The following is a 22,309-nucleotide window of genomic DNA, read 5'->3' as shown; positions in this document are numbered from 1 at the left end:
GTTATGTGGAGTGAAATCAGCAACATCGGCGATGCCGCGCTGACCCTGCCGATCGCGCTGACGTGCGCGGCGTGGCTCGCGCTGACCAACTGGCGCCTCGCCGTCCGCTGGGGCGTGCTGCTCGCCGCCGGCATGGGCCTCGTCGGCGCAACGAAGATCCTGTATGCCGGGTGCGGCATCGAGCTGCCGCAATTCGATTTTCGCGTGATCAGCGGCCATACGATGCTGTCGACGTCCGTGTGGACCGTCGCGCTGTCGATGCTGTGGCAGGCGTTCCGGCCGGGCAAGGCGCCCGGTATCGCGGCCGGGCTGGCCGTCGGTGCGATCACGGCCGTCGCACGCGTGTTCGATCATTCGCACACCGTTCCGGAAGTGATCGTCGGCTGGATGCTCGGCGCGTTGGTCGCGCTGCTGTTCCTGCGCGGCTATGACGGCGCGCGGCAGCGTGCATTCTCGCCGCGCGTCGCGGCCGTCTGCCTGCTGCTCGTGTCGGGCATCGCGTACGGACACCGTGCGCCGTTCCAGCAGATGATCGATACCCATTCGCCGCAACTCTGCGCGTTCGTGCGCGCGCCGTCGGGCGACGGCTTCTGACGGTCGCCTGACGCGGCGCCCCGGCGCCGCTTGCTTGCCGCCGGCGTTCGCCCGGCGGTGCCACGATGGCACGCCGATTCCGCTTCCCGACCGCTTCCTCGCCCGCGTGGAACGCAACCCCCGTCATTCCCTGAATCAATGAACCAGCCGGCCCACGCGGTTGGTGGCGCCGGCCCGTGCTTGCATGCCGGCACGCGAAGGTCATGAACCGGGTCTATGACCGGGCATAACGAATATTCATTTCATCGATTGGCACCATTCGCGTACGCTGGCTGTCGTTCAACCGGGGCCGGCTACCTGGCCTGCCCGGTGCGCGTCGCGTTCATCTCGATATACTCGCGGAAACCGTGCGGTGTCTCGTGATGTCGAGGCGCGGCCAACCGGCCCGCAGCGGCCGGAGCAGGCACGGCAAACCCGTCGCGGTCGCCATCCGCGACGACGATTCACGATAGGAGCAGGTCACATGACAGTCGTTTCTTCGCGCCTTGCCGGCAAGTGCGCATACATCACGGGCGCCGCCGGCGGCCTCGGCCGCGCGATCGCGCGCCGGATGGTCGAGCAGGGTGCGCGCGTGTTCGTGACCGACATCGCCGACGCCGCGGTGCTCGACGCGTTCGCGCAGGAACTCAACGCAGGCCATGCGGCGCCGGTCGCGTTCGCCGCGACGCAGGACGTGCGCGACGAGGCGCGCTGGCAGGCGTTGCTCGCGCAGGCGGTCGATGCGATGGGCGGGCTGTCCGTGCTTGTCAACAACGCGGGCGTCGGCTCGATCGGCTCGCCTGCGCAGATCGAACTGGACGAATGGCGGCGCGTGATGGCGATCAACGTCGAGAGCATCGTGCTCGGCTGCAAGCATGCGCTGTCGTACCTGGCCGAGAGCCACCCTGCGTCGATCATCAACATCTCGTCGGTCGCCGCGTTCAAGGTCGAGCCGGATTTCACCGCGTACAACGCGTCGAAGGCGGCGGTCGCGTCGCTGACGAAGTCGGTCGCGATCGACTGCGCACGCCGCGAGATCGACGTGCGTTGCAACTCGATTCACCCGGCATTCATCCGCACGGGGATCGTCGAGCCGCTGTTCCAGTCGCTCGGCGAACGCGACGCCACGCGCAAGCTCGCGCGCGGCATTCCGCTGCGCCGGCTCGGCGAGCCGGACGACGTCGCGCACGCGGCCGTGTATCTCGCATCCGACGAGAGCCGCTTCGTGACGGCCGCCGAACTCGTGATCGACGGCGGCATGTGCGCGGTCTGACGCGCATCCCGAACAACAACACCTGGAGGAGAACATCGTGTCGACACCCGTGAACCGCCAACTGCTGCTGAAGACGCGCCCGGAAGGGCGGGTCGGCCGCGAACATTTTTCGCTCGTCGAGACGCCGGTGCCGGCGCTCGCGGACGGCGAGGTGCTCGTGCGCGTGCTGTATCTGTCGATGGACCCGACCAACCGCGTGTGGATGAGCGACGTGCCGCAGTACCTGCCGCCCGTCGCGATCGGCGAGGTGATGCGCGCGCTCGGCATCGGGCGCGTGGTCGCGTCGCGCCATGCGGGGTTCGCGGAAGGCGATCTCGTGCAGGGGCTGGTCGGCTGGCAGGACTACGCGGTCGTGCCGGCCGAGCAGGCCGCGCAGCTCGTGAAGCTGCCCGCGCAGTCGGGCCTGCCGCTGCCGACGCTACTCGGCGCGTGCGGGATGAGCGGGCTGACCGCGTACTACGGGCTGACCGACATCGCGCCGGTGCAGCCCGGCGAGACGCTCGTCGTATCGGCGGCGGCCGGCTCGGTCGGCTCGATCGCCGGGCAGATCGGCAAGATCCACGGCGCGCGCGTGGTCGGCATCGCGGGCGGCGCGGACAAGTGCCGCTACCTGACCGAGACGCTCGGCTTCGACGCGGCCGTCGACTACAAGGCCGACGATTTCCGTCAGCAACTGAAAGCGGCGACGCCGGACGGCGTGCACGTGAACTTCGAGAACGTCGGCGGCGAGGTGATGCGCGCGGTGCTGTCGCGGATGGTGATCGGCGGGCGCGTCGCGCTGTGCGGCGTGATCTCGAACTACAACAGCGGGCGCGCGGCGGACGACGTCGGCGTGCTGATCTCGAAGCGGCTGACGATGCGCGGCTTCCTGATCCTCGACTATCGCAAGAGCCGCGAGGCCGTGCAGACGCTCGCGGGCTGGCTGCGCGACGGCCGGCTCAAGGCCGAGGAGACGGTGGCGGACGGTCTCGAAAACGCGCCCGACGTGCTGAATCGCCTGTTCGACGGCGACCATCGCGGCAAGCTCGTGCTGCGCGTCGATCCCGACGCGTGACCGGCCCGCGGCACGGCGTGCGAGGTCGTTCGTACGCTGCCGCGAGCGGGTGGCGGACGCGGTGCGTTCGAGCAACCGTGTCTTAGTTTCGGACTTGTCCCATATATTGTCCGGGCTTCTCTCCCTAAAGTGATTGCCAGCAGACAGGCGGCGTGACCGACGCGTCACGCCGCCTTTTTTTCTGGGCACGCGGCAGAGGAGAGGGAACATGCGAAACGACGCGAAGCAGCTGGCATCGGTGGCGATGCGCAATCGAACGGTGCGGGGCGCCGGTGTCGCGCGGCGGATGGCGATCGGGCTTGGCGTGGCGTTCGCGGTGTCGAATGCGGTGGCGGCCGGGCACGCCGCGTCAGGCGGCGTCGTGCGGTTCGCGGGCGCGCTCGTCGATTGCTACGACGTGACGCTCGATGCGCGGTCGGGCGTGGTGGTCGAAGGGCGAGAGAGGGTGAACGGCGGGGCGGCGGCAACGCTGCGATTCGATGCGCATGGCCGGCGTTTGCCGGGTGCCCATGTGGCACTGGTCGGGCCCGACGGTGCACCGTTCGCGCCGGATGTCGCTTCGCGTGTGCGTGCAACGTGGCGCGATGCGCACGACGATCGACGCGTGCCGCTGGTATCGGGCCGTACGTATCGCGTAGGGCCGTATGGCGGCGTGATGATGCTGGCGGCGGATGAAGAAACGGGCGCCGTGGCGCCCGTCGTGATCCGCATTCGTCATCCGTGACGGCGAATGTCCGCCGATGCGCGGCACGTGGCCGCGCGGTGGGTCATTCGGCCTGTTCGGCCCGCGCGTAGATGTCCCAGCTCGCCATGAACAGCGCGGCGACGAGCGGCCCGATCACGAAGCCGGTGATGCCGAACAGCGCCATCCCGCCAAGCGTCGAGATCAGCACGACCCAGTCGGGCATCTTCGTGTCCTTGCCGACGAGGATCGGGCGCAGCAGGTTGTCGACGAGGCCGATCACGCCGACGCAGAACACGACGAGGATCACGCATTTCCACACCGCGCCGATCATCAGCAAGTAGAGCGCGGCCGGCACCCATACGAGGCTCGCGCCGATCGCGGGCAGCAGCGACAGGAACGCCATCAGCGCGCCCCACAGCACGACGCCTTCGATCCCGAGGATCCAGAAGATCAGGCCGCCGAGCGCACCCTGCACGAGCGCGACCGCGATGTTGCCCTTCACGGTCGCGCGCACGACCGTCGTGAATTTTGCCAGCAGCAGGTTCTTGTGCTCGTCGTCGAGCGGCAGCGCGCGGCGCACGCGGCGGCCGATCTCGCCGCCGTCGCGCAGCAGGAAGAACACCATGTACAGCATCACGCCGAAGCTCACGACGAACTGGAACGTGTTCTGGCCGATGCTGAGTGCCTGCGCTGCAGCGAGCTGGCTGATCTGCGCGGCGCCATCGGTCAGTTTCTTCTGGATGCCCGGGAGGTTGCTCAGCCCGTATTTCTGCAGCAGGTGCTGGATCGACGACGGCAGCGCGTGGATGATGTCCTGGAAGTATTGCGAATAGTTAGGCTGTGCGGTCTTGATTTCCTGGTACACGTACGCGATTTCCTGCACGAGCGTCGCGGCGACGAACACGAGCGGCAGGATCACGATCAGGACGATCAGCGACAGCGTCACGAGCGCGGCCAGGTTGCGCCGCTTGCCGAAGCGCGCGGCGAGCCAGCGTTGCACGGGCTGGAACAGGATCGCGAGAATGGTACCCCAGAACACGGCTCCGGAAAACGGCGCGAGGATCCAGCAGAGTCCGACGGTGACCGCGGCCAGCAGGAAATAGAAGAATTTTTGGTGGTCGTGTCCGCTTTCCATGGATGACATTCGCGCAGATTGATGCGTGGTTTGATTGAATCTCGTTGCCCCGCGCACGATCGGTTCACGATCGTCACGGGTTCGCGCCGAAATGCGCCGTCGGGCGGCCCGAACCGGAGTATGCCCGCAAAGGTGCCGCCATCATAGCCGCTGCGCGCGGCACATGCGAAAACGCCGCGGCCGGGGCCGCGGCGCTGCCGGGAAGCAAACGCGGCGCAACGCCGCGTGTCGCATCGTCAGATATTGAGCTTCGTGACCTTGGTGCCGTTCACCGACAGGTCGCCCATCAGGCCCGCGTTGGTCAGGACCAGCACCTCGACCGGTGCGGTGGCCGTGGTCGTATCGACCGCGCCGTTCGCACCGACCTTCACGACCGCGACCGATGCGTCGGCGCCGGCGGCCCAGCCATCGGACTTGCGGAACGAGTCGAGCGCATCCTGCGTCATGAACAGGAACACGATCGCCTTCGATTGCGCGCCGGCCTGCAGGCCGACCGACAGCGACGACGTGTTGTAGTAGCCGACCGTGCTGCCGCCGACGCGCAGTGCGCCGTTGCCGGACTGGCCGCCGACGATGAAGCCGGCCTGCAGCACGTTCGGGAACACGAGCACGCCGCGCGATTTCCCGACGAGTTCACGCGAACCCGGCACCGTCGAATAGAGGCGCGACAGCGTCGCGTTGACGCTGGCGTCGATCGACTCGCGCTTCGACGCGCTGGCCGCGGCGCCTTCCGGTTTGTCCGGCGTGGTCGTGCAGCCGGCGAGCGCGAGGCTGCCGAGCAGGACGGCGGCGGCGGCTTTCATGGCAAAGGTCTTCTGCATGGCGTTTCTCCTTCGTTTGTCTGATTGAGGACGGACGGTACGGGCGCGGGGCGGCCTGCTCCGTTCAACGGCGGGCAAGGAGCAGGCCCGCAACGAACGCGAGGCCGGCGACGACGCCGGCGGTTTGCCACGGGTTGTCGTGCACGACCTGCGACACGCGTTCGGCCGAATCGCGCAGCCGGGCGGCCGCGCTGCCCGACGCATGGTCGAGCGTGCTGCGCGCTTCATCGAGCCTGGATTGCACGCGCTTGCGCAGCGCGGCGATATCGCCGTCGCCGTCGTTTTTCAGCAGATCTTCGAGTTCGTCGACCAGCCCGCGCAGATCGTCGGTGACGTCGGCATGCAGGTCGCGGGCCGCCGAGCGCGTCGTGCGGCCCACACGCCGGCCCGTGCGACGAATGTCGGAGAGGCCGCGATCCAGTTTGTGTTCGATCGAGTCAGTGAGCGCCATGGTGTTTATCCTCCTTCGATTCAAGGCCAATTTGAAGATAAGACGAATCCCAGCAACTTATGTGATTCACGTGGCCCAATTTTGTTTCGAGACAAATTTTCAATTCGTCGGCAGGATCGCCGCGAAGCCCCGCCGCACGGGGCGGCACGGCCGTTGAAAAAAATTCGCATTCCGGGCGAAGCGGCATATCGGGCGGCGGTAGGCGGTGAAGGCCAGGTAAATATGGCGTCGCCAGGGCTGCCAGGTAAATAGTGCCGTTGCAGGCCTTGTGCTGATGCAAATGCACTAGTCGATGCTGTGTGGACGAGCATGGTTCGTGCCCGGGGCCGCCCATATGCGGCCGTCGCCAAGCGCGACGTCGATCACGACGGGATCGTGGTCCGATGAGCGGTACGCGTCGGGTGCGTAATAGGACGACCGTTGCGCGGACGTTTTGTAATCGGGCACGGGTTGCAGGGCCACCGGTTCGTCGGCGTTGATGTGCCAGACGTGCACGGCCTTCACGCGCGCGGCGAGTGTCGGCGTGGCGAGCGCGTGGTCGAGGTTGCCCGCTTCGCCGCGAAATACGTAGCTGTACGCAGCATCGCCGCCGAAGCGGGCCACCAGGTTCGCGTAGCCGCGCGATTCGAGCGCGCGAACCGGATCTTCCTTCGCGTAGCTGTTCAGGTCGCCGATCAGCAGCACGCCGTCGGCCGCGGTGCCTGTCGGCGACGTGGCGAGCCAGTCGGCGACGCGCGCGGCGGCCCGCGTGCGCGCTGCGTTCCAGCAGCCCTGGCCGTCCGACTGGTCGCGATCGGCGCCGGTCGCGTTCGGGCAGTTCTTCGATTTCAGGTGATTGACCGCGACCGTGAATGCGCGCGTGCCGCCGATGCGCCGGAATGTCTGCGCAAGCGGCGGGCGGTGCCGGCCGCCGAGCGCGACCGTCGCCGCGCGCCCGGCCGGCTCGACGGTGCGGCTGTCGTACAGCAGCGCGACCGCGATCGCATCGCGGCCGAGCCGCGCGGTGCCGGGATCGACCGCGCGCCAGCCGTCGCCAAGTTGTGCGGCGAGACGCTGCACGGCGCTTGCGTCGCCGTAGCCGTTGTTCGCGATTTCCATCAGCCCGATCACGTCGGCACGCAGCGCGCGCAATGCCGCGACGATCTTCGCCTCCTGCCGCGCGAACGCGGCGGGCGTTTTCGCGCCGCGGTTGGCCGGGGCATCGAATCCGCCGCCAGTCCCGTCGCCGTTGAAATAGTTGAATACGTTGAACGACACGATGCGCACGTCGGCAGCGGGATGCCGGGCCGGCGCCTCGGTACGCGGATTCGCGGCGGCATCGAACACCGGTGCCGCACCGGCAATCGGTTGCAGCCGCCACACGCCGTAGCGCGGTTCGAGCACGCCTTCGACGCCGCGCACCGTGTAGCCCGCGCGCAGCGTGTTGGCGGCGCTCAGCGCGGGCGGCGGATAGCGCACGGTCGCGGGATCGCGGCGGTTCGAGCCGTCGTCGAGCACGATGCGGTTGCGGGCGTTGGCGGCCGCGCGTTCGGCGGCTTCGGCCGGCGGTGCGACGTGGGTCGGGATGCGCAGCCGGCCGTTGCTGAGAACGACGCTGCCGTAGCGGCCGAGTTCGTGGGTATCGCTGACCGTCAGCGTTTGCGGCAGGCGCACCCGCATGCCTTCGTGCGCGGCCAGCACGGCAGGCGTGGCGACCGGCAGCGTGAGCGTTGCCGGTGTGACCGTCTGCCCGCGTGCGCAGACTGTCATGCCGCCCGACAGCGTGAATTGCGTCCGGCCGTATCGCTCGTCGACGCGACCCGTGAGGTGCATGAGATCGCCGGCCTTCGCGCGCGCGTTCGGTGCGTACACGAACACGCCTTCCGGGACGCCCGGCCGGTGCCGTCGCTGCGCGTCGGCCTGCTGGACGAAGAAGCCGCCGAGGCCGTCGGCGCCGCCGAATGCCGCGGTGACGACCGCTTCGATCGAGGTCGTTTGGCCGGCCAGCGGCGACGGGCCGCCGGCGCCGCGGAGGTCCGCAATCGGCGTGGTGGCGCCGCCGCAACCGGCGCTGATCTGCGGCGTGACCGCGGCCGGCCGGGTGACGGCAGCGGCCGGAGCGGCAGCGGCGAAGAGGGCAGCCAGGGCGATGAACGGTGCAACGGCAAGCGGCGGAAGCAGGCGTGACATGGGGCGGTCCACAGGAAGAAAATCCGAAGGTTCGGGAAGGCATCTTGACGGCAAAATGTCAGGAAGCGGCCGAATTGGCCGTCCGGCCAGTGCCGATTGGCCGACGATGCAAGCCGCCCGGCGGCTGCTACGCTTTTGCATCGGTCGGCGCATCCCGATCGCGCAGCGAACGCTGCCGCGCCCCGTTCCAACAGGAGAAATCCATGTCTTACATGCTGTTGATTGTCGAACCGACCGACCAGCGCGCCGAACGCACGCTCGACGAAGGTCAGGCGCTGTACGCGCGGATGGTCGATTTCGCCGAGACGCTGAAGGCGCGCGGCGTGCTGCGCGGCGTCGAGTCGCTGGAGCGCTCCGAGCGCGGGACGCGCGTGCAGGTGCGCGACGGCGAGACGCGCCTGCTCGACGGCCCGTTCGCGGAGGCGAAGGAGATGGTCGGCGGCTTCTTCCTCGTCGACGTCGACACGCGGGAGGAGGCGATCGAAATCGCGCGCGAGTGCCCGGCCGCGCAATGGTGCACGGTCGAGGTGCGTGCGGTCGGCCCGTGCTTCCTGTGATTGCCGTGACTCGGTATTTACCCTGATTTGTCGCGGAATATGTCGATCCGGCCGTCATCCGGCCGTCGTCCGGATAAGGCGCCGATGAACGGGCGCCGCCCTCCATCGATGACAAGGAGTAAACGATGCGATTCATGATCATGATCCGGGCGAACGCCGTCAGCGAGTCCGACGCGTTGCCCGACAACCGGCTGGTCGAGGCCATGACCGTCTATCACGAGGAACTGGCCAGGGCCGGCGTGCTGCTCGACGCGAACGGGCTGCGGCCGAGCGCGAGCGGCTGGCGCGTGCGCTACTCGGGCGGCAAGGGCACGGTGGTCGACGGCCCGTTCGCCGAAACGAAGGAGCTGATCGCCGGCTACACGCTGATCCAGGTGCGTTCGCGCGAAGAAGCGCTCGAATGGACGCGCCGGTTTCCCGCGCCGTTCGGCGCCGAGATGGATTGCGAGATCGAGGTGCGGCCGCTGTTCGAGCTTGACGACCTCACGCCGAGCGACGCGGTCGAGCGGTTCCGCGAACTCCACGTCGGCCGCACCGGCGCCTGATTGATTGCCCAGCTGAATCCAACCTCACCGGGAGCACCCGACATGCACAAGATGGTCTTCATCAACCTGCCCGTGGCCGACCTGCCGCGTTCGAAGGCGTTCTACCAGGCGCTCGGCTTCGAAGTCGTGCCGGCCTATACCAACGACCAGGCCGCCTGCATCAAGATCAGCGACACGATTTTCGCGATGCTGCTCGTGCGACCGTTCTTCCAGACGTTTACCGGCAAAACCATCATCGATCCGGCAACGCAGGTGCAGGCGCTGTCGTGCCTGTCGTGCGAAAGCCGCGCCGAGGTCGACGCGATCGTCGCGAAGGCGCTGGCGGCCGGCGGGTCCGCGCCGCAAGCGCCACGCGAGTACCCGAACATGTACGGCCACGGGTTCGACGATCCGGACGGCCACGCATGGGAGCTGATGGCCATGCCGCTGGACGCGTCCGCCGAGGGGCAGGCGTCGTGACGCGTGAGGCGACTCACCGTGCGATCGAAGCGGTCTGGCGGATCGAGGCGCCCAAGATCATCGCGCGCGCCGCGCGCGTGGTGCGCGACGTCGGCGTGGCCGAGGAGCTGGCGCAGGACACGCTCGTCGCGGCGCTCGAGCACTGGCCCGTCGACGGCGTGCCCGACAACCCGGCCGCCTGGCTGATGACGGCCGTGAAGCGTCGCGCACTCGATCGTGTCCGGCAGGAGTCGCTCCATGCGGCCAAGCGCGACCAGCTCGGCCACGAGATGGACGCGCTCGAAGCGCATGTCGTCCCTGACATCGCGGAGGCGCTCGCCGACGCGCGCGACGACGACATCGGCGACGATCTGTTGCGGCTGATCTTCACGTCGTGCCACCCGGTGTTGTCGACCGATGCGCGCGTCGCGCTGACGCTGCGGCTGCTCGGCGGGCTGACGACGGGCGAGATCGCGCGTGCGTTCCTGACGCCCGAGGCGACGATCGCGCAACGGATCGTGCGCGCCAAGCGCACGCTCGCGGCGGCGCACGTGCCGTTCGAGGTGCCGGCCGCCGATGCGCGGCCCGTGCGGCTCGCGTCGGTGCTCGAAGTGATCTATCTCGTGTTCAACGAAGGCCATGCGGCGACCTCGGGCGACGACTGGACACGCCCGGCGCTGTGCGACGAGGCGTTGCGGCTCGGCCGCGTGCTGGCCGGGCTGGCGCCGGACGAGAGCGAGGTGCTCGGGCTCGTCGCGCTGATGGAACTGCAGGCGTCGCGCATGCATGCGCGCACCGACGCGCAGGGCCGGCCCGTGCTGCTGCTCGACCAGGATCGCAGCCGCTGGGATCCGCTGCTGATCCGGCGCGGCCTCGCGGCGCTCGAACGCGCGACGAAGCTCGGCGGCGTACGCGGGCCGTATGCGCTGCAGGCCGCGCTGGCCGCTTGCCATGCGCGCGCGCGGCAGGCGTCGGATACGGACTGGGCGCAGATCGTCGCGCTGTATGACGCGCTTGCCGAAGTCGCACCGTCGCCCGTCGTCGAGCTGAATCGTGCAGTGGCCGTGGGGATGGCGTTCGGGCCCGCTGCGGCGCTCGAACTCGTCGACGCGCTGCGCGACGATCCCGCGCTCGCGCGCTATCACTGGCTGCCGAGCGTGCGCGGCGACCTGCTGGCGAAGCTTGGCCGCACCGATGAGGCCAAGGCCGAATTCCGCCGCGCGGCGGAACTGACGCGCAACGAGCGCGAACGCGAATTGCTGCTCAGGCGCGCGACGGACGCGTGACGCACGCAGCACGCACTGACGCACTGACGCACTGACGCACTGACGCACTGACGCACGGACGCACGGACGCACGGACGCACGGACGCACGGACGCACGGACGCACGGACGCACGGACGCACGGACGCACGGACGCACGGACGCACGGACGCACGGACGAACGGACGAACGGACGAACGGACGAACGGACGAACGGACGAACGGACGAACGGACGAACGAGCGGACGCAGCAAGCAGCAAGCAGCAAGCAGCAAGCAGCAAGCACACCGCACCCCGCACCCCGCACCCCGCACCCCGCACCCCGCACCCCGCACCCCGCACCCCGCACCCCGCGCACTTATATACCCGGCGCACCCGGCACCACGCCCCACGCCCCGCGTCCCCCCGGGCACTATCGCCCGGATTGAAAAAGCCTATTGGGGGATGCGAACGCGAGCGCCTAGATTGAAGAGCACGATGCGCGCGCCCCGGCACCCGCATCGTTCCCCACATACCTGATCGGTCCGGCTTCGCACGCGGCCGCGCCGACTCGAACGGAGGCGCAAATGGCTCAACTCAAGGGCAGCAAAACCGAAGAGAACCTGAAGGCTGCATTCGCGGGCGAATCGCAGGCGAACCGGCGTTATCTGTATTTCGCTTCGAAGGCTGACGTCGAAGGCCAGAACGACATCGCCGCGCTGTTCCGCTCGACCGCCGAAGGCGAAACCGGCCATGCGCATGGCCACCTCGAATATCTGGAAGCGGTCGGCGATCCGGCCACGGGCTTGCCGTTCGGTTCATCGCGGCAGAATCTCGAATCGGCGATCGCTGGCGAAACGCACGAATACACCGACATGTATCCGGGCATGGCGAAGGCGGCGCGCGACGAAGGTTTCGACGAAATCGCGAACTGGTTCGAGACGCTCGCGAAGGCTGAACGCAGCCACGCGAACCGCTATACGAAGGCGCTGGACAGTCTCGTCGACTGACGGGCCGCCGCGGGTCGCACGGCAGGCGGTGCGACCGGCAAGCGGCTGGCTGTTCGTTCATCGCTGCCCGCAGCGCGCGGGCGGCGCTGGCGCGCACGCGCGCCACGCTGGAGCGCCCCATGCCCCACAAGGAAGGCAGTCTCGAAGCCCCGACCCGGCATCCGCTCGACTGGCAGTCCGAAGCGTTCTACGACCAGGCCGCGATCGATGCCGAAATGACGCGCGTGTTCGACATCTGCGCCGGATGCCGGCGCTGCGTGTCGCTGTGCGGTGCGTTTCCGACGCTGTTCGATCTGGTCGACGACACGCCGATGGGCGATATCGAGGAAGTGCCGAAGGACGCGTTCGGCAAGGTCGTCGACCAGTGCTACCTGTGCGACCTCTGCTACATGACGAAATGCCCGTACGTGCCGCCGCACGCATGGAACGTCGACTTCCCGCACCTGATGCTGCGCGGCAAGGCCGCACGCTACAAGCGCGGCGAAGCGACGCTGCGCGACAAGGTGCTGTCGAACACCGACGCGCTCGGCCACTTCGCCGGCATTCCGATCGTCACGCAGGCGGTGAACGCGGTGAACCGCACGCCGCCCGCGCGCCATGCACTCGAAGCGGCGCTCGGCGTCGATCGCGATGCGTGGCTGCCGGAATTCGCGCCGCGCAAGTTCCGGCGCACGGCGAAGCCCTCGGACGGCGTGCCCGTGCGCGACGGCGAACGCACGCCCGGCAAGGTCGCGGTCTACGCGACGTGCTACGTGAATTTCAACGAGCCGGGCATCGGTCACGACCTGCTCGCGATCCTCGCGCACAACGAGATCCCGTACGAGCTCGTCTCGCGCGAAGCCTGCTGCGGGATGCCGCTGCTCGAGCAGGGCAATCTCGCCGGCGTGGCCGCGAAGAAGGAGGTGAACCTGCCCGTGCTCGAACGCTATGCGCGCGAAGGCTATGCGCTGATCGGCGCGATTCCGAGCTGCGTGCTGATGTACAAGAGCGAGCTGCCGCGGATGTTCCCCGGCGACGAAGCCGTGCGCGCGGTGGCCGACGCATTCTGGGATCCATTCGAATACGTGATCGCGCGCCATCGCGACGGACTGCTGAAGACCGATTTCAAGACGGGCCTCGGCACCGTGTCGTATCACGTGCCATGCCATGCGCGCGTACAGAACATCGGCCGCAAGACGGCCGACGCGCTGTCGCTTGTGCCCGATACGCGCGTGAATGTCGTCGAGCGCTGCTCGGGCCATGCGGGCACGTTCGGCGTGAAGAAGGAGTTTCATGCGGACGCGATGCGGATCGGCGGGCCCGTGTTCAAGGCGATGGCCGAGCCGCAGCCGGATTTCGTGTCGTCGGACTGCGCGCTGGCCGGCCATCACATCGTGCAGGGCATCGACGACAAGGGGCTGCCGTCCGCGCCGCTCGCGCATCCGCTCACGTTGCTGCGCCGCGCGTACGGCATCTGAGCCGCCGCCGGCCGACCCACGAGGACCTCCCATGACGTTGACCCGCGACTCCCTGCTGACGCTCGAAGCGTACGCGAAGATCCGCAAGGCCGAACACGCGCGGCTCGTCGCGTACAAGCGCCGCCGCGCGGTGGCGCTCGGCAATCACCTGCGCTTCCTGTTCGAGGACGAGACGACGATCCGCTATCAGATCCAGGAAATGCTGCACATCGAGAAGATCTTCGACCAGGCGGGCATCGAAGGGGAGCTGGAAGCGTATCTGCCGCTCGTGCCGGACGGCACGAACCTGAAGGCGACGATGCAGATCGAGTATGAGCACGAGATCGAACGGCGCGCGGCGCTCGCGCGGCTGATCGGCGTCGAGGATCGTGTGTACCTGCAGGTCGACGGGCACCCGAGCGTCTACGCGATCGCCGACGAGGATCTCGAGCGCGACAACGCCGTGAAGACGTCGGCGGTGCACTTCGTGCGCTTCGAGTTCGGCGCGCCGATGCGCGCGGCGCTCAAGGGCGGGGCGGCGCTGTCGATCGGCTGCGATCACCCGGCCTACACGATGCCGGCGCAGCGCGTGGATGCGGACGTGACCGCATCGCTGGCCGGCGATCTGCGCTGACGCGTCCGATGCGCGACCTGCGCACCGTTTTCCGTTTTTCTGTTCCGACCCGAAACGGGATTTCCGCCCACGAGGCGGCGCGGTCGCGCGCCTGCCGCCGCGCAGATGTAACAGGCGTCACGGGCTTGCACGCGGCGAAAAATGTGCATCCCGCGTCACCGTGCTTTCATCACCCGCAGAGAAACAATAAAAAGATTGTGCACGGAGATAATTAAAATCGGCCGAATTTGAATGATTTACCGATTCGTGAATATCTTGTTACGCTTTTTTCCCTGATTTACCGATGTTGGGCAGCAATGCGCCGGATTGTTGCCGGCAGGGGTCTGAGCAGCCCGAAAATGCTCATAAAAAGCTATTCTTCATACGCTGTAGAGCCCAGCCAGACGGGCCTTTCCAGCGATGGGCATAAAGATCTCTCAAAAAAATTCATGCGTAAATACATTACGCATCCATGGCTGGTTGTTTCAGTGCGTAACATTAAATCATTGTCATATTGAGATTAACCCTAGGGATGGTATGCTTCGTGCACAAAAATTCCCACATTGGAGTGAGACCGTGATTTGTGCGTCATTGCCGGGAATCGCGGCACCGTGAAAGTGCGGTGCCGCACCGGCGTGCACAACCCCGGATAACCATAATGTGCAACCTGGCCGCCCCGCGACGCGATGTGTCGCGACGGCGCCGCCAATCGCAGCCCCGGCCTGGCTGCGTGGAGAGATCTACTATGTTCTTCGATGAGCTTAACGATGAAGAGTGGTTTCGTCTTTCAACGCTGATCGCCGATGAACCCATCCGGCTGAACCGTCGTGGGCGTCCACGCGCCGAACCGCGCGTCGTTGCCAATGCGGTGCTCTGGATCCTGACGACCGGGGAAGCCTGGTCGAAGCTGCCCGGTCGTTATCCGTCCGGGCCGACGTGCCGTCGTCGCTACGAGGAGTGGCTCGCGTCCGGCACGCTGCTGCAGATGATCGACGCGTTGACCCAGTTCAGCGGGCGTACGTTCGCGTATATCCCGCCGCCGCCGGTGCCGGTCGTGCCCGCGCGTCGTGCCGAGCCCATGCCCGACAACGACCGCTTGCGCGGCGTGTTCTGGCAGAACCCCGAATCGTGGCAATTGCCGGTCGCTCAGGCAAACGTTTGGGAGGGCGAGGGCGCGTCGCTGAGCGCGATGCCGGTCGACGAAGTGGTCGATCCGTCGGCCGTGTCGTTCTCGGTGCCGGGTGCGCCGTCGGTGGAGTTGCGCCATGCGCATGCACATGCGTCGTCGGCGAGCTTCGCCGCGGCCGAGCCGCAAATCGACGAGTATCGCGGTTATACGATCTGCGGCATCGCGCAGCCCGTGCAGAACCTGATGTATCGCGCCTGGGCCGAGATTACGCAGGACGACCGGCGCGTCGAGCGCTCGGGCCTCATCGGCCCGCGCTTCACCGATGCCGAGGAAGCCGAGCAGTTCGCGCTCGACTGGGCGCGCCAGTGGATCGATCGCCATGGCGCGAGCGACGAACCGGCGCGCGAGCCGCAAGGCGAGGTGCTGGCCGGCCTGTCCGCGCTTGCGCGTGCGGAGTCGGACATCCAGCGCTTCATCGCCGAGCGTCATGCGGGCGCACTGTCCGAAAGCCGTAACGATCCGGTGCAGTCGGAGCGTCGCGAATACGTGTACCGCGTAGGCTGATCGCCAACCTGCTGAAACGCGCGGGCCGTCGTGTGCCACGACGCCCGCGCGGAAGTCCCGTCCTTTCATGTCTGCCTCGCCCGGGGCGCCGCTGTCGAAGCGGCGCCCCGGGCGTACGACGCATTGTTACTGCCGGCCGTAGGTATCGTCGAAGCGGACGATGTCGTCCTCGCCGAGATACGCGCCCGACTGCACCTCGATCAGCTCGAGCGGCATCTTGCCCGGGTTCTCCAGGCGGTGCGATACGCCGAGCGGGATGTACGTGGATTCGTTTTCGGACAGCAGGAACGTTTCGTCGCCGCGCGTGATGCGCGCGGTGCCGCGCACGACGATCCAGTGTTCGGCGCGGTGGTGGTGCATCTGCAGCGACAGTCGCGCACCCGGCTTCACGACGATGCGTTTCACCTGGAAGCGCTCGCCCATGTCGACCGAGTCGTAGTGGCCCCACGGGCGATGGACCTTGCGGTGATCGGCTGCTTCCGCGCCGCGTTGCGCCTTGATTTGCCCGACGATTTTCTTCACGTCCTGCACGCGCGACTTGTCCGCGACGAGCACGGCATCGGGCGTTTCGACGACGACGAGGTTCTGCGTGCCGACGCAGGCGACGAGCCGGCTTTCCGAATGCGCGAACGTCGATTCCGCGCCTTCGAGCAGCACGCGGCCGCGGCCGACGTTCCCGGCTTCGTCCTTCGGCGAGATCTGCCAGATCGCGTCCCACGAGCCGACGTCCGACCAGCCCGCGTCGAGCGGCACGACGACGCTCTCGCACAGTTGCGGCAGGGTCGCGAGCCGCTCCATCACCGCGTAGTCGATCGAGTTCGACGGCGACGCGGCGAATGCGTCGCGATCGACCCGGAAGAAATCGCCGTCGGCCTTGCCCTGGGCGACCGCCTGTTCGCAGGCTGCGTAGATCGCGGGTTCGAGCTGGCGGATCGCCTTCAGCCAGACCGACGCGCGCACGATGAAGATCCCGCTGTTCCACCAGTATTCGCCCGATGCGACGTACTGCTGAGCGAGTTCGAGATGCGGCTTCTCGACGAAGCGGTCGAGGCGGCGCACGTCGAGGCTGCCCGTCCCGGCATCGCCGAGCGGCGCGCCGACGCGGATGTAGCCGTAGCCGGTTTCCGCGTGCTTGGGCACGATACCCATCGTCGCGATCTTGCCTTGCATCGCGCAGTGCACGCCGGCCGCGACGGCCGCGTGGAAGCGCGGCAGGTCGGCGACCGCATGGTCGGCCGGCATCACGGTCATCACGGCATCGTTGCCGCCGGCGACGAGCCGCAGGGCGGCGAGCGTCAGCGCGGGCGCGGTGTCGCGGCCGATCGGCTCGAGCATGATCGACGCCGATTTGCCGGTCAGGCGCAGCTGTTCGGCGGTCGTGAAGCGGTGATCCTCGCCGCATACGATCAGCACGTCGTCGTTCAGCGGATGGGCGGCCGTCAGGCCGTCGAGGCGCAGCGCGGTCGACTGCAGCAGCGAATGTTCGCCGAGCAGGCCGATCAGCTGTTTCGGAAAACGTTCGCGCGACATCGGCCACAGGCGCGTGCCGGAACCGCCGGCGAGAATCACCGGTTGCACGGCGACGCGCGTGCCGGCGGCGGGGGCGGCGGAAGAAGAATGGCGCGTTTCGGCAGCCACGGCCGGAGCATTCATGAGGACACTCTCCACGGTTGAAGTCAGTGCCTATCTTTGTAGCACGAAGTAAATCGACAATAAAACCGAACCCATTTTCCGGATATTCGCCAGGCATTCATCAGGAAGAATTTTCCGCGCTAGCATCCGATGCAAATAAAAAAATAAAAAATAAATCCGGGAATCGGCCGGTCTTGACCGCCCGCAAAGGGTGCACGGAAATCGTAAAGGTTCTGAAAAATTCCCGATTTCTGGGCATTTCGGGAAAACCTGCCGATTTAATTAAAAAACTTCCCGGCAAGAATTTCCGATTATTTTTCGAAATACTTGTGCGCTTGAGGAGGAATTTTCTTACCGCTTCAATAGCGTCATGCAACGTTTGAATCGAATGTGCGGCACGGGTCGCACAAGGAGCTGTTCGGCAAACGCCTGTTCAAAGAGGAAGCAGACATGTTGAGCGTGCTGGCGAGAGTCATCGATATCGCGATGGTCGTGATGGGGGCGTTGATCGCCGCCACGCTGCACGGTGGCAGCATCTGGCTCAACGACCTGCAGCGCACGATGATGCTGTTCGATTGCCTGCTCGTCGTCGTGTGCTTTCCCGCCTTCGGCATCTACCAGTCCTGGCGCGGCAAGCGTCTCGTCGGGCTGGTGGGGCGGGTTGCGTTTGCGTGGCTCGTGGTCGAGCTCGCGGGCATCCTGTTGAGCTTCAGCTTTCATCAGTCGGGCGACCTGTCGCGGCTGTGGCTGGGTTACTGGGCGCTCGTGACGATGGCGTTGCTCGTCGGCTCGAAAGCCTGCGTGCACGTCGTGCTGCGGCAATTGCGCCGCGGCGGCTACAACCTGAAGGCGGTCGCGATCGTCGGCGGTACGCCGGCGGCGCGGCGGCTGATCGCGCAGATGCGGGCGCGGCCGGAAGCCGGTTTCAATCCGGTGTGCGTGTACGACGAAAGCGAAGCGCCGGGCGAAGTCGCGCTCGACGACGTGCGCATCGAGCGGCAGTTCGACTCGCTGGTGTGGCTGGTGCGCAGCCGCGCGATCAGCGAGCTGTGGCTCACGCTGCCGATTACGGAAGAGCGCCGGATTCACCAGATCGTGACGGTGTTCCGCCACGACTTCGTGAACATCCGCTTCATCCCGGACGTGCGCACGCTGTCGTTCTTCAACCAGGAAGTGGTCGAGGTGCTCGGCGTGCCGGCGATCAACCTCGCGGCGTCGCCGATCACCGACGTGCGGATCCTGCCGAAGTTCGTGTTCGACCGGGCGTTCGCGCTGGTGGCGCTCACGGGCCTCGCACCGGTGATGCTGCTGATCGCGTGCCTGATCAAGCTGACGTCGCGCGGGCCGGTGTTCTTTCGCCAGAAGCGCAAGGGCATCGACGGGCACGAGTTCGAGATCTACAAGTTCCGGTCGATGAAGGTGCACCAGGAAGTGGCGGGGCAGGTCACGCAGGCGAAGAAGAACGATTCGCGCGTGACGCCGGTCGGCCGGTTCCTGCGCCGCACGAGCCTCGACGAGCTGCCGCAGTTCATCAACGTGCTGAAGGGCGAGATGTCGGTCGTCGGCCCGCGCCCGCATGCGCTCGCGCACGACGACATCTACAAGGATCTGGTCAAGGGCTACATGTTCCGCTACCGGATCAAGCCGGGCATCACCGGGTGGGCGCAGATCAACGGCTTTCGCGGCGAGACCGACCAGATCGAGAAGATGATGGGACGCGTGAAGCTCGATCTGTACTACATGCAGAACTGGTCGTTCTGGCTCGACATCAAGATCGTCGTGCTGACGCTCTGGAAAGGCTTCACCGGCAGCAACGCTTACTGAGTCTCGACGCCGCGCCACGCAGGCATTCCGGCTTTACGAATTTCGAATCATTGGTCAAGAGGTCCGACACATCATGAATCTGACTATCATCGGCAGCGGTTACGTAGGTCTTGTCACCGGCGCCTGTCTCGCCGACATCGGGCACGACGTGTTCTGTCTCGACGTCGACCAGGCAAAGATCGACATCCTGAACAACGGCGGCGTGCCGATCCACGAGCCGGGTCTCAAGGAAGTGATCGCGCGCAACCGCTCGGCCGGCCGCCTGCGTTTCTCGACCGACATCGAGGCCGCGGTCGCGCATGGCGACGTGCAGTTCATCGCGGTCGGCACGCCGCCCGACGAGGACGGCTCGGCCGACCTGCAATACGTGCTCGCGGCGGCGCGCAACATCGGCCGCCACATGACGGGCTTCAAGGTGATCGTCGACAAGTCGACGGTGCCGGTCGGCACGGCCGAGCGTGTGCGCGCGGCGGTGGCGGAAGAGCTCGCGAAGCGCGGCGCCGACCAGATGTTCTCGGTCGTGTCGAATCCGGAATTCCTGAAGGAAGGCGCGGCGGTCGACGATTTCACGCGGCCGGACCGCATCGTGATCGGCTGCGACGACGACGTGCCGGGCGAGCGCGCCCGCGAGCTGATGAAGAAGCTGTACGCACCGTTCAACCGCAACCACGAACGCACGCTGTACATGGACGTGCGCTCGGCCGAGTTCACGAAATACGCAGCGAACGCGATGCTCGCGACCCGCATTTCGTTCATGAACGAACTGGCGAACCTCGCCGACCGCTTCGGCGCGGACATCGAGGCCGTGCGCCGCGGGATCGGCTCCGATCCGCGCATCGGCTATCACTTCCTGTATGCCGGCTGCGGCTACGGCGGCTCGTGCTTCCCGAAGGACGTCGAGGCGCTGATCCGCACGGCTGACGAGAACGGGCAGGCCCTGCAGATCCTGAAGGCCGTGTCGTCGGTCAACGCGACGCAAAAGCGCGTGCTCGCCGACAAGATCGTCGCGCGCTTCGGCGAGGACCTGACCGGCCGCACGTTCGCGATCTGGGGCCTCGCGTTCAAGCCGAACACCGACGACATGCGCGAAGCGCCGAGCCGTGAGCTGATCGCCGAGCTGCTGTCGCGCGGGGCGCGCATCGCCGCGTACGACCCGGTCGCGCAGCAGGAAGCGCGCCGCGTGATCGCGCTCGATCTCGCCGATCACCCGAGCTGGCTCGAGCGCCTGACCTTCGTCGACGACGAGGCGCAGGCCGCCCGCGATGCCGACGCGCTCGTGATCGTCACCGAATGGAAGATCTTCAAGAGCCCCGACTTCGTCGCGCTCGGCCGCTTGTGGAAAGCGCCGGTGATCTTTGACGGCCGCAACCTGTACGAGCCGGAGACGATGAGCGAGCAGGGCATCGAATACCACCCGATCGGCCGGCCGGGCTCGCGCCAGGCCGTCGCCGCCCGTGTGCCGGGCACCGCGCCTGCAAGCGCGTAACCCGTTTCCTGTCACTCGTTACGAGACGCCATGTTCCGGAACATCCTGATCGTCTGCCACGCGAACGTCTGCCGCAGCCCGGCAGCGGAAATGCTGTTCAAGTCGCACGCCGCGTCGCGCGGCGGCCCGCGCCCGACGTTCCACTCGGCGGGCGTGCATGCGAATGACGGCGACGGCATCGATCCGGTGATGCGTCAGCTGCTTGCCGAGCGGGGCGTCGATGCGACGACCCACCGCTCGCGGCGGCTGTCGCGCCGGATCGTGCGCGACGCCGACCTGATTCTCGTCAGCGAGCGCGGACAGATCAAGGCCGTCGAATCGGTCGATCCGTTCGCGCGCGGCAAGGTCCACCTGCTCGGCAAGTGGGAAGGGGCCGAGATTGCCGACCCGCACGGCGGCCCCGAGGCCGATTACCGCAAGAGCTACTCACTGATCGAACGTCTGGTTCAAGGATGGCTACAGAAACTATGCTGAAACGCCCGATGCGCCCGGTGGCGCTTGCCGTCGCGCTGACGACTTTCCTGTCAGCCTGTGCAACCGCGCCCGGCAACTACCTCGACTCGTCGAACCTGAAGGACGAAGGCCGGCAGCAAGCGGCCGAAACCTATCCGGTTCATTACATCGACGCCAAAGTGGTGATGGATCAGCTGCAGAAAGCGCAGGTCGACCATCCGCTGCCGCCCGGACGTTACACCGATCCGTCGGAGTACGTGTACCGCGTCGGCCCGCAGGACATCCTCGGCGTCACCGTGTGGGACCACCCCGAGCTGACGACGCCGCAGGGCCAGTCGTTCTCGAGCGGCGGCAACACGACGCAGACGGTCGCGGGTGCGCTGCAGCAGCCGTATACGACCGCGCTGCCGGGCCAGGCCGATCCGTACGGGCAGACGGTCGCCGCCGACGGCACGATCTTCTTCCCGTTCGTCGGCCGCATCAAGGTGGCCGGCAAGACGGTCGCGCAGATCCGCGAGCAGATGGCCACCACGCTGTCGCGCTACGTGAAGAATCCGCAGCTCGACGTGCGGGTGCTGTCGTTCCGCAGCCAGAAGGTGCAGGTGACGGGCGAGGTGAAGCAGCCGGGCCCGCTCGCGGTGAGCGACGTGCCGCTGACGCTCGTCGACGCGATCTCGCGCTCGGGCGGCTCGACCAACGAGGCCGACCTGCAGCGCGTGCGCCTGACGCGCGACGGCAAGCTCTATACGCTCGACGCGAACGGCGTGCTCGATCGCGGCGAGGTGCGGCAGAACGTGATGCTGCAGCCGGGCGACATCATCAACGTGCCGGACCGCAGCGACAGCCGCGTGTTCATCATGGGCGAGGTCAAGACGCCGGTCACCGTGCCGATGCTCAAGGGCAAGCTGACCCTCGCCGATGCGCTGACGTCCGGCGGCGGCATCCTCGACACCGATGCGAATCCGCGCAAGATCTACGTGATGCGCGGGATGCGTGACAACCCGACGAAGCCGGAAGTGTTCCGTCTCGACATGACGCAGCCGGATGCGCTGATGCTGTCGAGCCGCTTCCCGCTTCAGCCGCTCGATGTGGTCTACGTCAGCACGGCCGGCTCGGTGCAGTTCAACCGTGTGCTGCAGCAGGTGTTGCCGACGATTCAGACGATCTTCTTCATGCGGCAAATCACGCGCTGATAGCCCGCCGGGGCGGCGCCTCCGCC

The 22,309-nt window shown here is 67.0% G+C and carries 21 protein-coding genes; 16 read left to right on the top strand and 5 right to left on the bottom strand.

The features are described 5' to 3' along the window. Positions 1-3: 3 nt before the first annotated feature. From LGN19_RS09260 to LGN19_RS09245, 4 genes are all read left to right on the top strand, one after another. The gene (locus tag LGN19_RS09260) at positions 4-594 is read left to right on the top strand and encodes a phosphatase PAP2 family protein (protein WP_226214156.1); all 591 of its coding nucleotides are present in this window, start codon (positions 4-6) and stop codon (positions 592-594) included. Positions 595-1,057: 463 nt separating this feature from the next. Continuing rightward, the gene (locus LGN19_RS09255; RefSeq protein WP_021157604.1) at positions 1,058-1,846 is read left to right on the top strand and encodes an SDR family oxidoreductase; all 789 of its coding nucleotides are present in this window, start codon (positions 1,058-1,060) and stop codon (positions 1,844-1,846) included. 37 nt (positions 1,847-1,883) lie between these two features. Beyond that, positions 1,884-2,900 carry an NADP-dependent oxidoreductase gene (locus tag LGN19_RS09250; protein WP_043177915.1) on the top strand — a complete coding sequence of 339 codons (1,017 nt, stop codon included), beginning with the start codon at positions 1,884-1,886 and terminating at the stop codon, positions 2,898-2,900. Positions 2,901-3,108: 208 nt separating this feature from the next. Next, on the top strand, positions 3,109-3,624 hold the full coding sequence (locus LGN19_RS09245) for a thioesterase (protein WP_226214147.1): 516 nt from the start codon (positions 3,109-3,111) through the stop codon (positions 3,622-3,624). 43 nt (positions 3,625-3,667) lie between these two features. On the opposite strand, the gene LGN19_RS09240 is transcribed toward LGN19_RS09245, so the two are convergent. From LGN19_RS09240 to LGN19_RS09225, 4 genes are all read right to left on the bottom strand, one after another. Beyond that, on the bottom strand, positions 3,668-4,720 hold the full coding sequence (locus tag LGN19_RS09240) for an AI-2E family transporter (protein ID WP_122949108.1): 1,053 nt from the start codon (positions 4,718-4,720) through the stop codon (positions 3,668-3,670). A gap of 236 nt (positions 4,721-4,956) precedes the next feature. Continuing rightward, on the bottom strand, positions 4,957-5,541 hold the full coding sequence (locus LGN19_RS09235; RefSeq protein WP_122949109.1) for a YSC84-related protein: 585 nt from the start codon (positions 5,539-5,541) through the stop codon (positions 4,957-4,959). Positions 5,542-5,605: 64 nt separating this feature from the next. Then, a complete protein-coding gene (locus LGN19_RS09230) occupies positions 5,606-5,992 on the bottom strand; it encodes a DUF883 family protein (protein ID WP_122949110.1) in 387 nt (128 codons plus the stop codon). 285 nt (positions 5,993-6,277) lie between these two features. After that, positions 6,278-8,161 carry an ExeM/NucH family extracellular endonuclease gene (locus LGN19_RS09225; RefSeq protein ID WP_226214145.1) on the bottom strand — a complete coding sequence of 628 codons (1,884 nt, stop codon included), beginning with the start codon at positions 8,159-8,161 and terminating at the stop codon, positions 6,278-6,280. A gap of 203 nt (positions 8,162-8,364) precedes the next feature. On the opposite strand from LGN19_RS09225, the gene LGN19_RS09220 reads away from it, so the two are divergent. The 8 genes from LGN19_RS09220 (at position 8,365) to LGN19_RS09185 (ending at position 15,695) form a co-directional block, all read left to right on the top strand. Further along, positions 8,365-8,718: a YciI family protein gene (locus tag LGN19_RS09220; protein ID WP_226214143.1), complete on the top strand. Its 354-nt coding sequence runs from the start codon at positions 8,365-8,367 to the stop codon at positions 8,716-8,718. Between the two features lie 125 nt (positions 8,719-8,843). Then, positions 8,844-9,263: a YciI family protein gene (locus tag LGN19_RS09215; RefSeq protein WP_122949113.1), complete on the top strand. Its 420-nt coding sequence runs from the start codon at positions 8,844-8,846 to the stop codon at positions 9,261-9,263. A 42-nt stretch (positions 9,264-9,305) separates the two neighbouring features. Continuing rightward, positions 9,306-9,722 (top strand): VOC family protein, encoded by a 417-nt coding sequence (locus LGN19_RS09210; protein WP_122949114.1) that lies wholly within the window; start codon positions 9,306-9,308, stop codon positions 9,720-9,722. Next, a complete protein-coding gene (locus tag LGN19_RS09205) occupies positions 9,719-10,987 on the top strand; it encodes an RNA polymerase sigma factor (protein ID WP_175221769.1) in 1,269 nt (422 codons plus the stop codon). The genes LGN19_RS09210 and LGN19_RS09205 overlap by 4 nt, the downstream gene beginning before the upstream one ends. A 543-nt stretch (positions 10,988-11,530) precedes the next feature. Then, positions 11,531-11,953 (top strand): rubrerythrin family protein, encoded by a 423-nt coding sequence (locus LGN19_RS09200; RefSeq protein WP_043177896.1) that lies wholly within the window; start codon positions 11,531-11,533, stop codon positions 11,951-11,953. Between the two features lie 119 nt (positions 11,954-12,072). Next, entirely contained in the window at positions 12,073-13,410 is a 1,338-nt protein-coding gene (locus tag LGN19_RS09195) for a heterodisulfide reductase-related iron-sulfur binding cluster (protein ID WP_226214136.1), read from the top strand. Between the two features lie 31 nt (positions 13,411-13,441). Further along, positions 13,442-14,023, top strand: a complete 582-nt coding sequence (locus LGN19_RS09190) for a DUF3501 family protein (RefSeq protein WP_122949117.1) — start codon at positions 13,442-13,444, stop codon at positions 14,021-14,023. A 724-nt stretch (positions 14,024-14,747) separates the two neighbouring features. Then, positions 14,748-15,695: a transposase gene (locus LGN19_RS09185; RefSeq protein WP_122949118.1), complete on the top strand. Its 948-nt coding sequence runs from the start codon at positions 14,748-14,750 to the stop codon at positions 15,693-15,695. A gap of 126 nt (positions 15,696-15,821) precedes the next feature. Here LGN19_RS09185 and LGN19_RS09180 read toward each other — a convergent pair whose 3' ends face one another. Further along, the gene (locus LGN19_RS09180; RefSeq protein WP_226214134.1) at positions 15,822-17,348 is read right to left on the bottom strand and encodes a mannose-1-phosphate guanylyltransferase/mannose-6-phosphate isomerase; all 1,527 of its coding nucleotides are present in this window, start codon (positions 17,346-17,348) and stop codon (positions 15,822-15,824) included. A gap of 429 nt (positions 17,349-17,777) precedes the next feature. Here LGN19_RS09180 and LGN19_RS09175 point away from each other — a divergent pair, with 429 nt between their 5' ends. The 4 genes from LGN19_RS09175 to LGN19_RS09160 all read left to right on the top strand — a co-directional run bounded on the left by LGN19_RS09175 (position 17,778) and on the right by LGN19_RS09160 (position 22,283). Next, positions 17,778-19,151 (top strand): undecaprenyl-phosphate glucose phosphotransferase, encoded by a 1,374-nt coding sequence (locus LGN19_RS09175; protein WP_122949728.1) that lies wholly within the window; start codon positions 17,778-17,780, stop codon positions 19,149-19,151. A gap of 73 nt (positions 19,152-19,224) precedes the next feature. Continuing rightward, a complete protein-coding gene (locus tag LGN19_RS09170; protein ID WP_122949120.1) occupies positions 19,225-20,637 on the top strand; it encodes a UDP-glucose dehydrogenase family protein in 1,413 nt (470 codons plus the stop codon). A gap of 30 nt (positions 20,638-20,667) precedes the next feature. Beyond that, a complete protein-coding gene (locus LGN19_RS09165; protein WP_122949121.1) occupies positions 20,668-21,111 on the top strand; it encodes a low molecular weight protein-tyrosine-phosphatase in 444 nt (147 codons plus the stop codon). Then, entirely contained in the window at positions 21,105-22,283 is a 1,179-nt protein-coding gene (locus LGN19_RS09160) for a polysaccharide biosynthesis/export family protein (RefSeq protein ID WP_122949122.1), read from the top strand. The genes LGN19_RS09165 and LGN19_RS09160 overlap by 7 nt, the downstream gene beginning before the upstream one ends. Positions 22,284-22,309 lie beyond the last annotated feature (26 nt).

The organism is Burkholderia sp. AU30198 (assembly GCF_020419825.1).
Classification (GTDB): domain Bacteria; phylum Pseudomonadota; class Gammaproteobacteria; order Burkholderiales; family Burkholderiaceae; genus Burkholderia.
The sequence above is the reverse complement of the archived record's forward strand: the minus strand, read 5'-3'. Positions and strand labels throughout refer to the sequence as shown.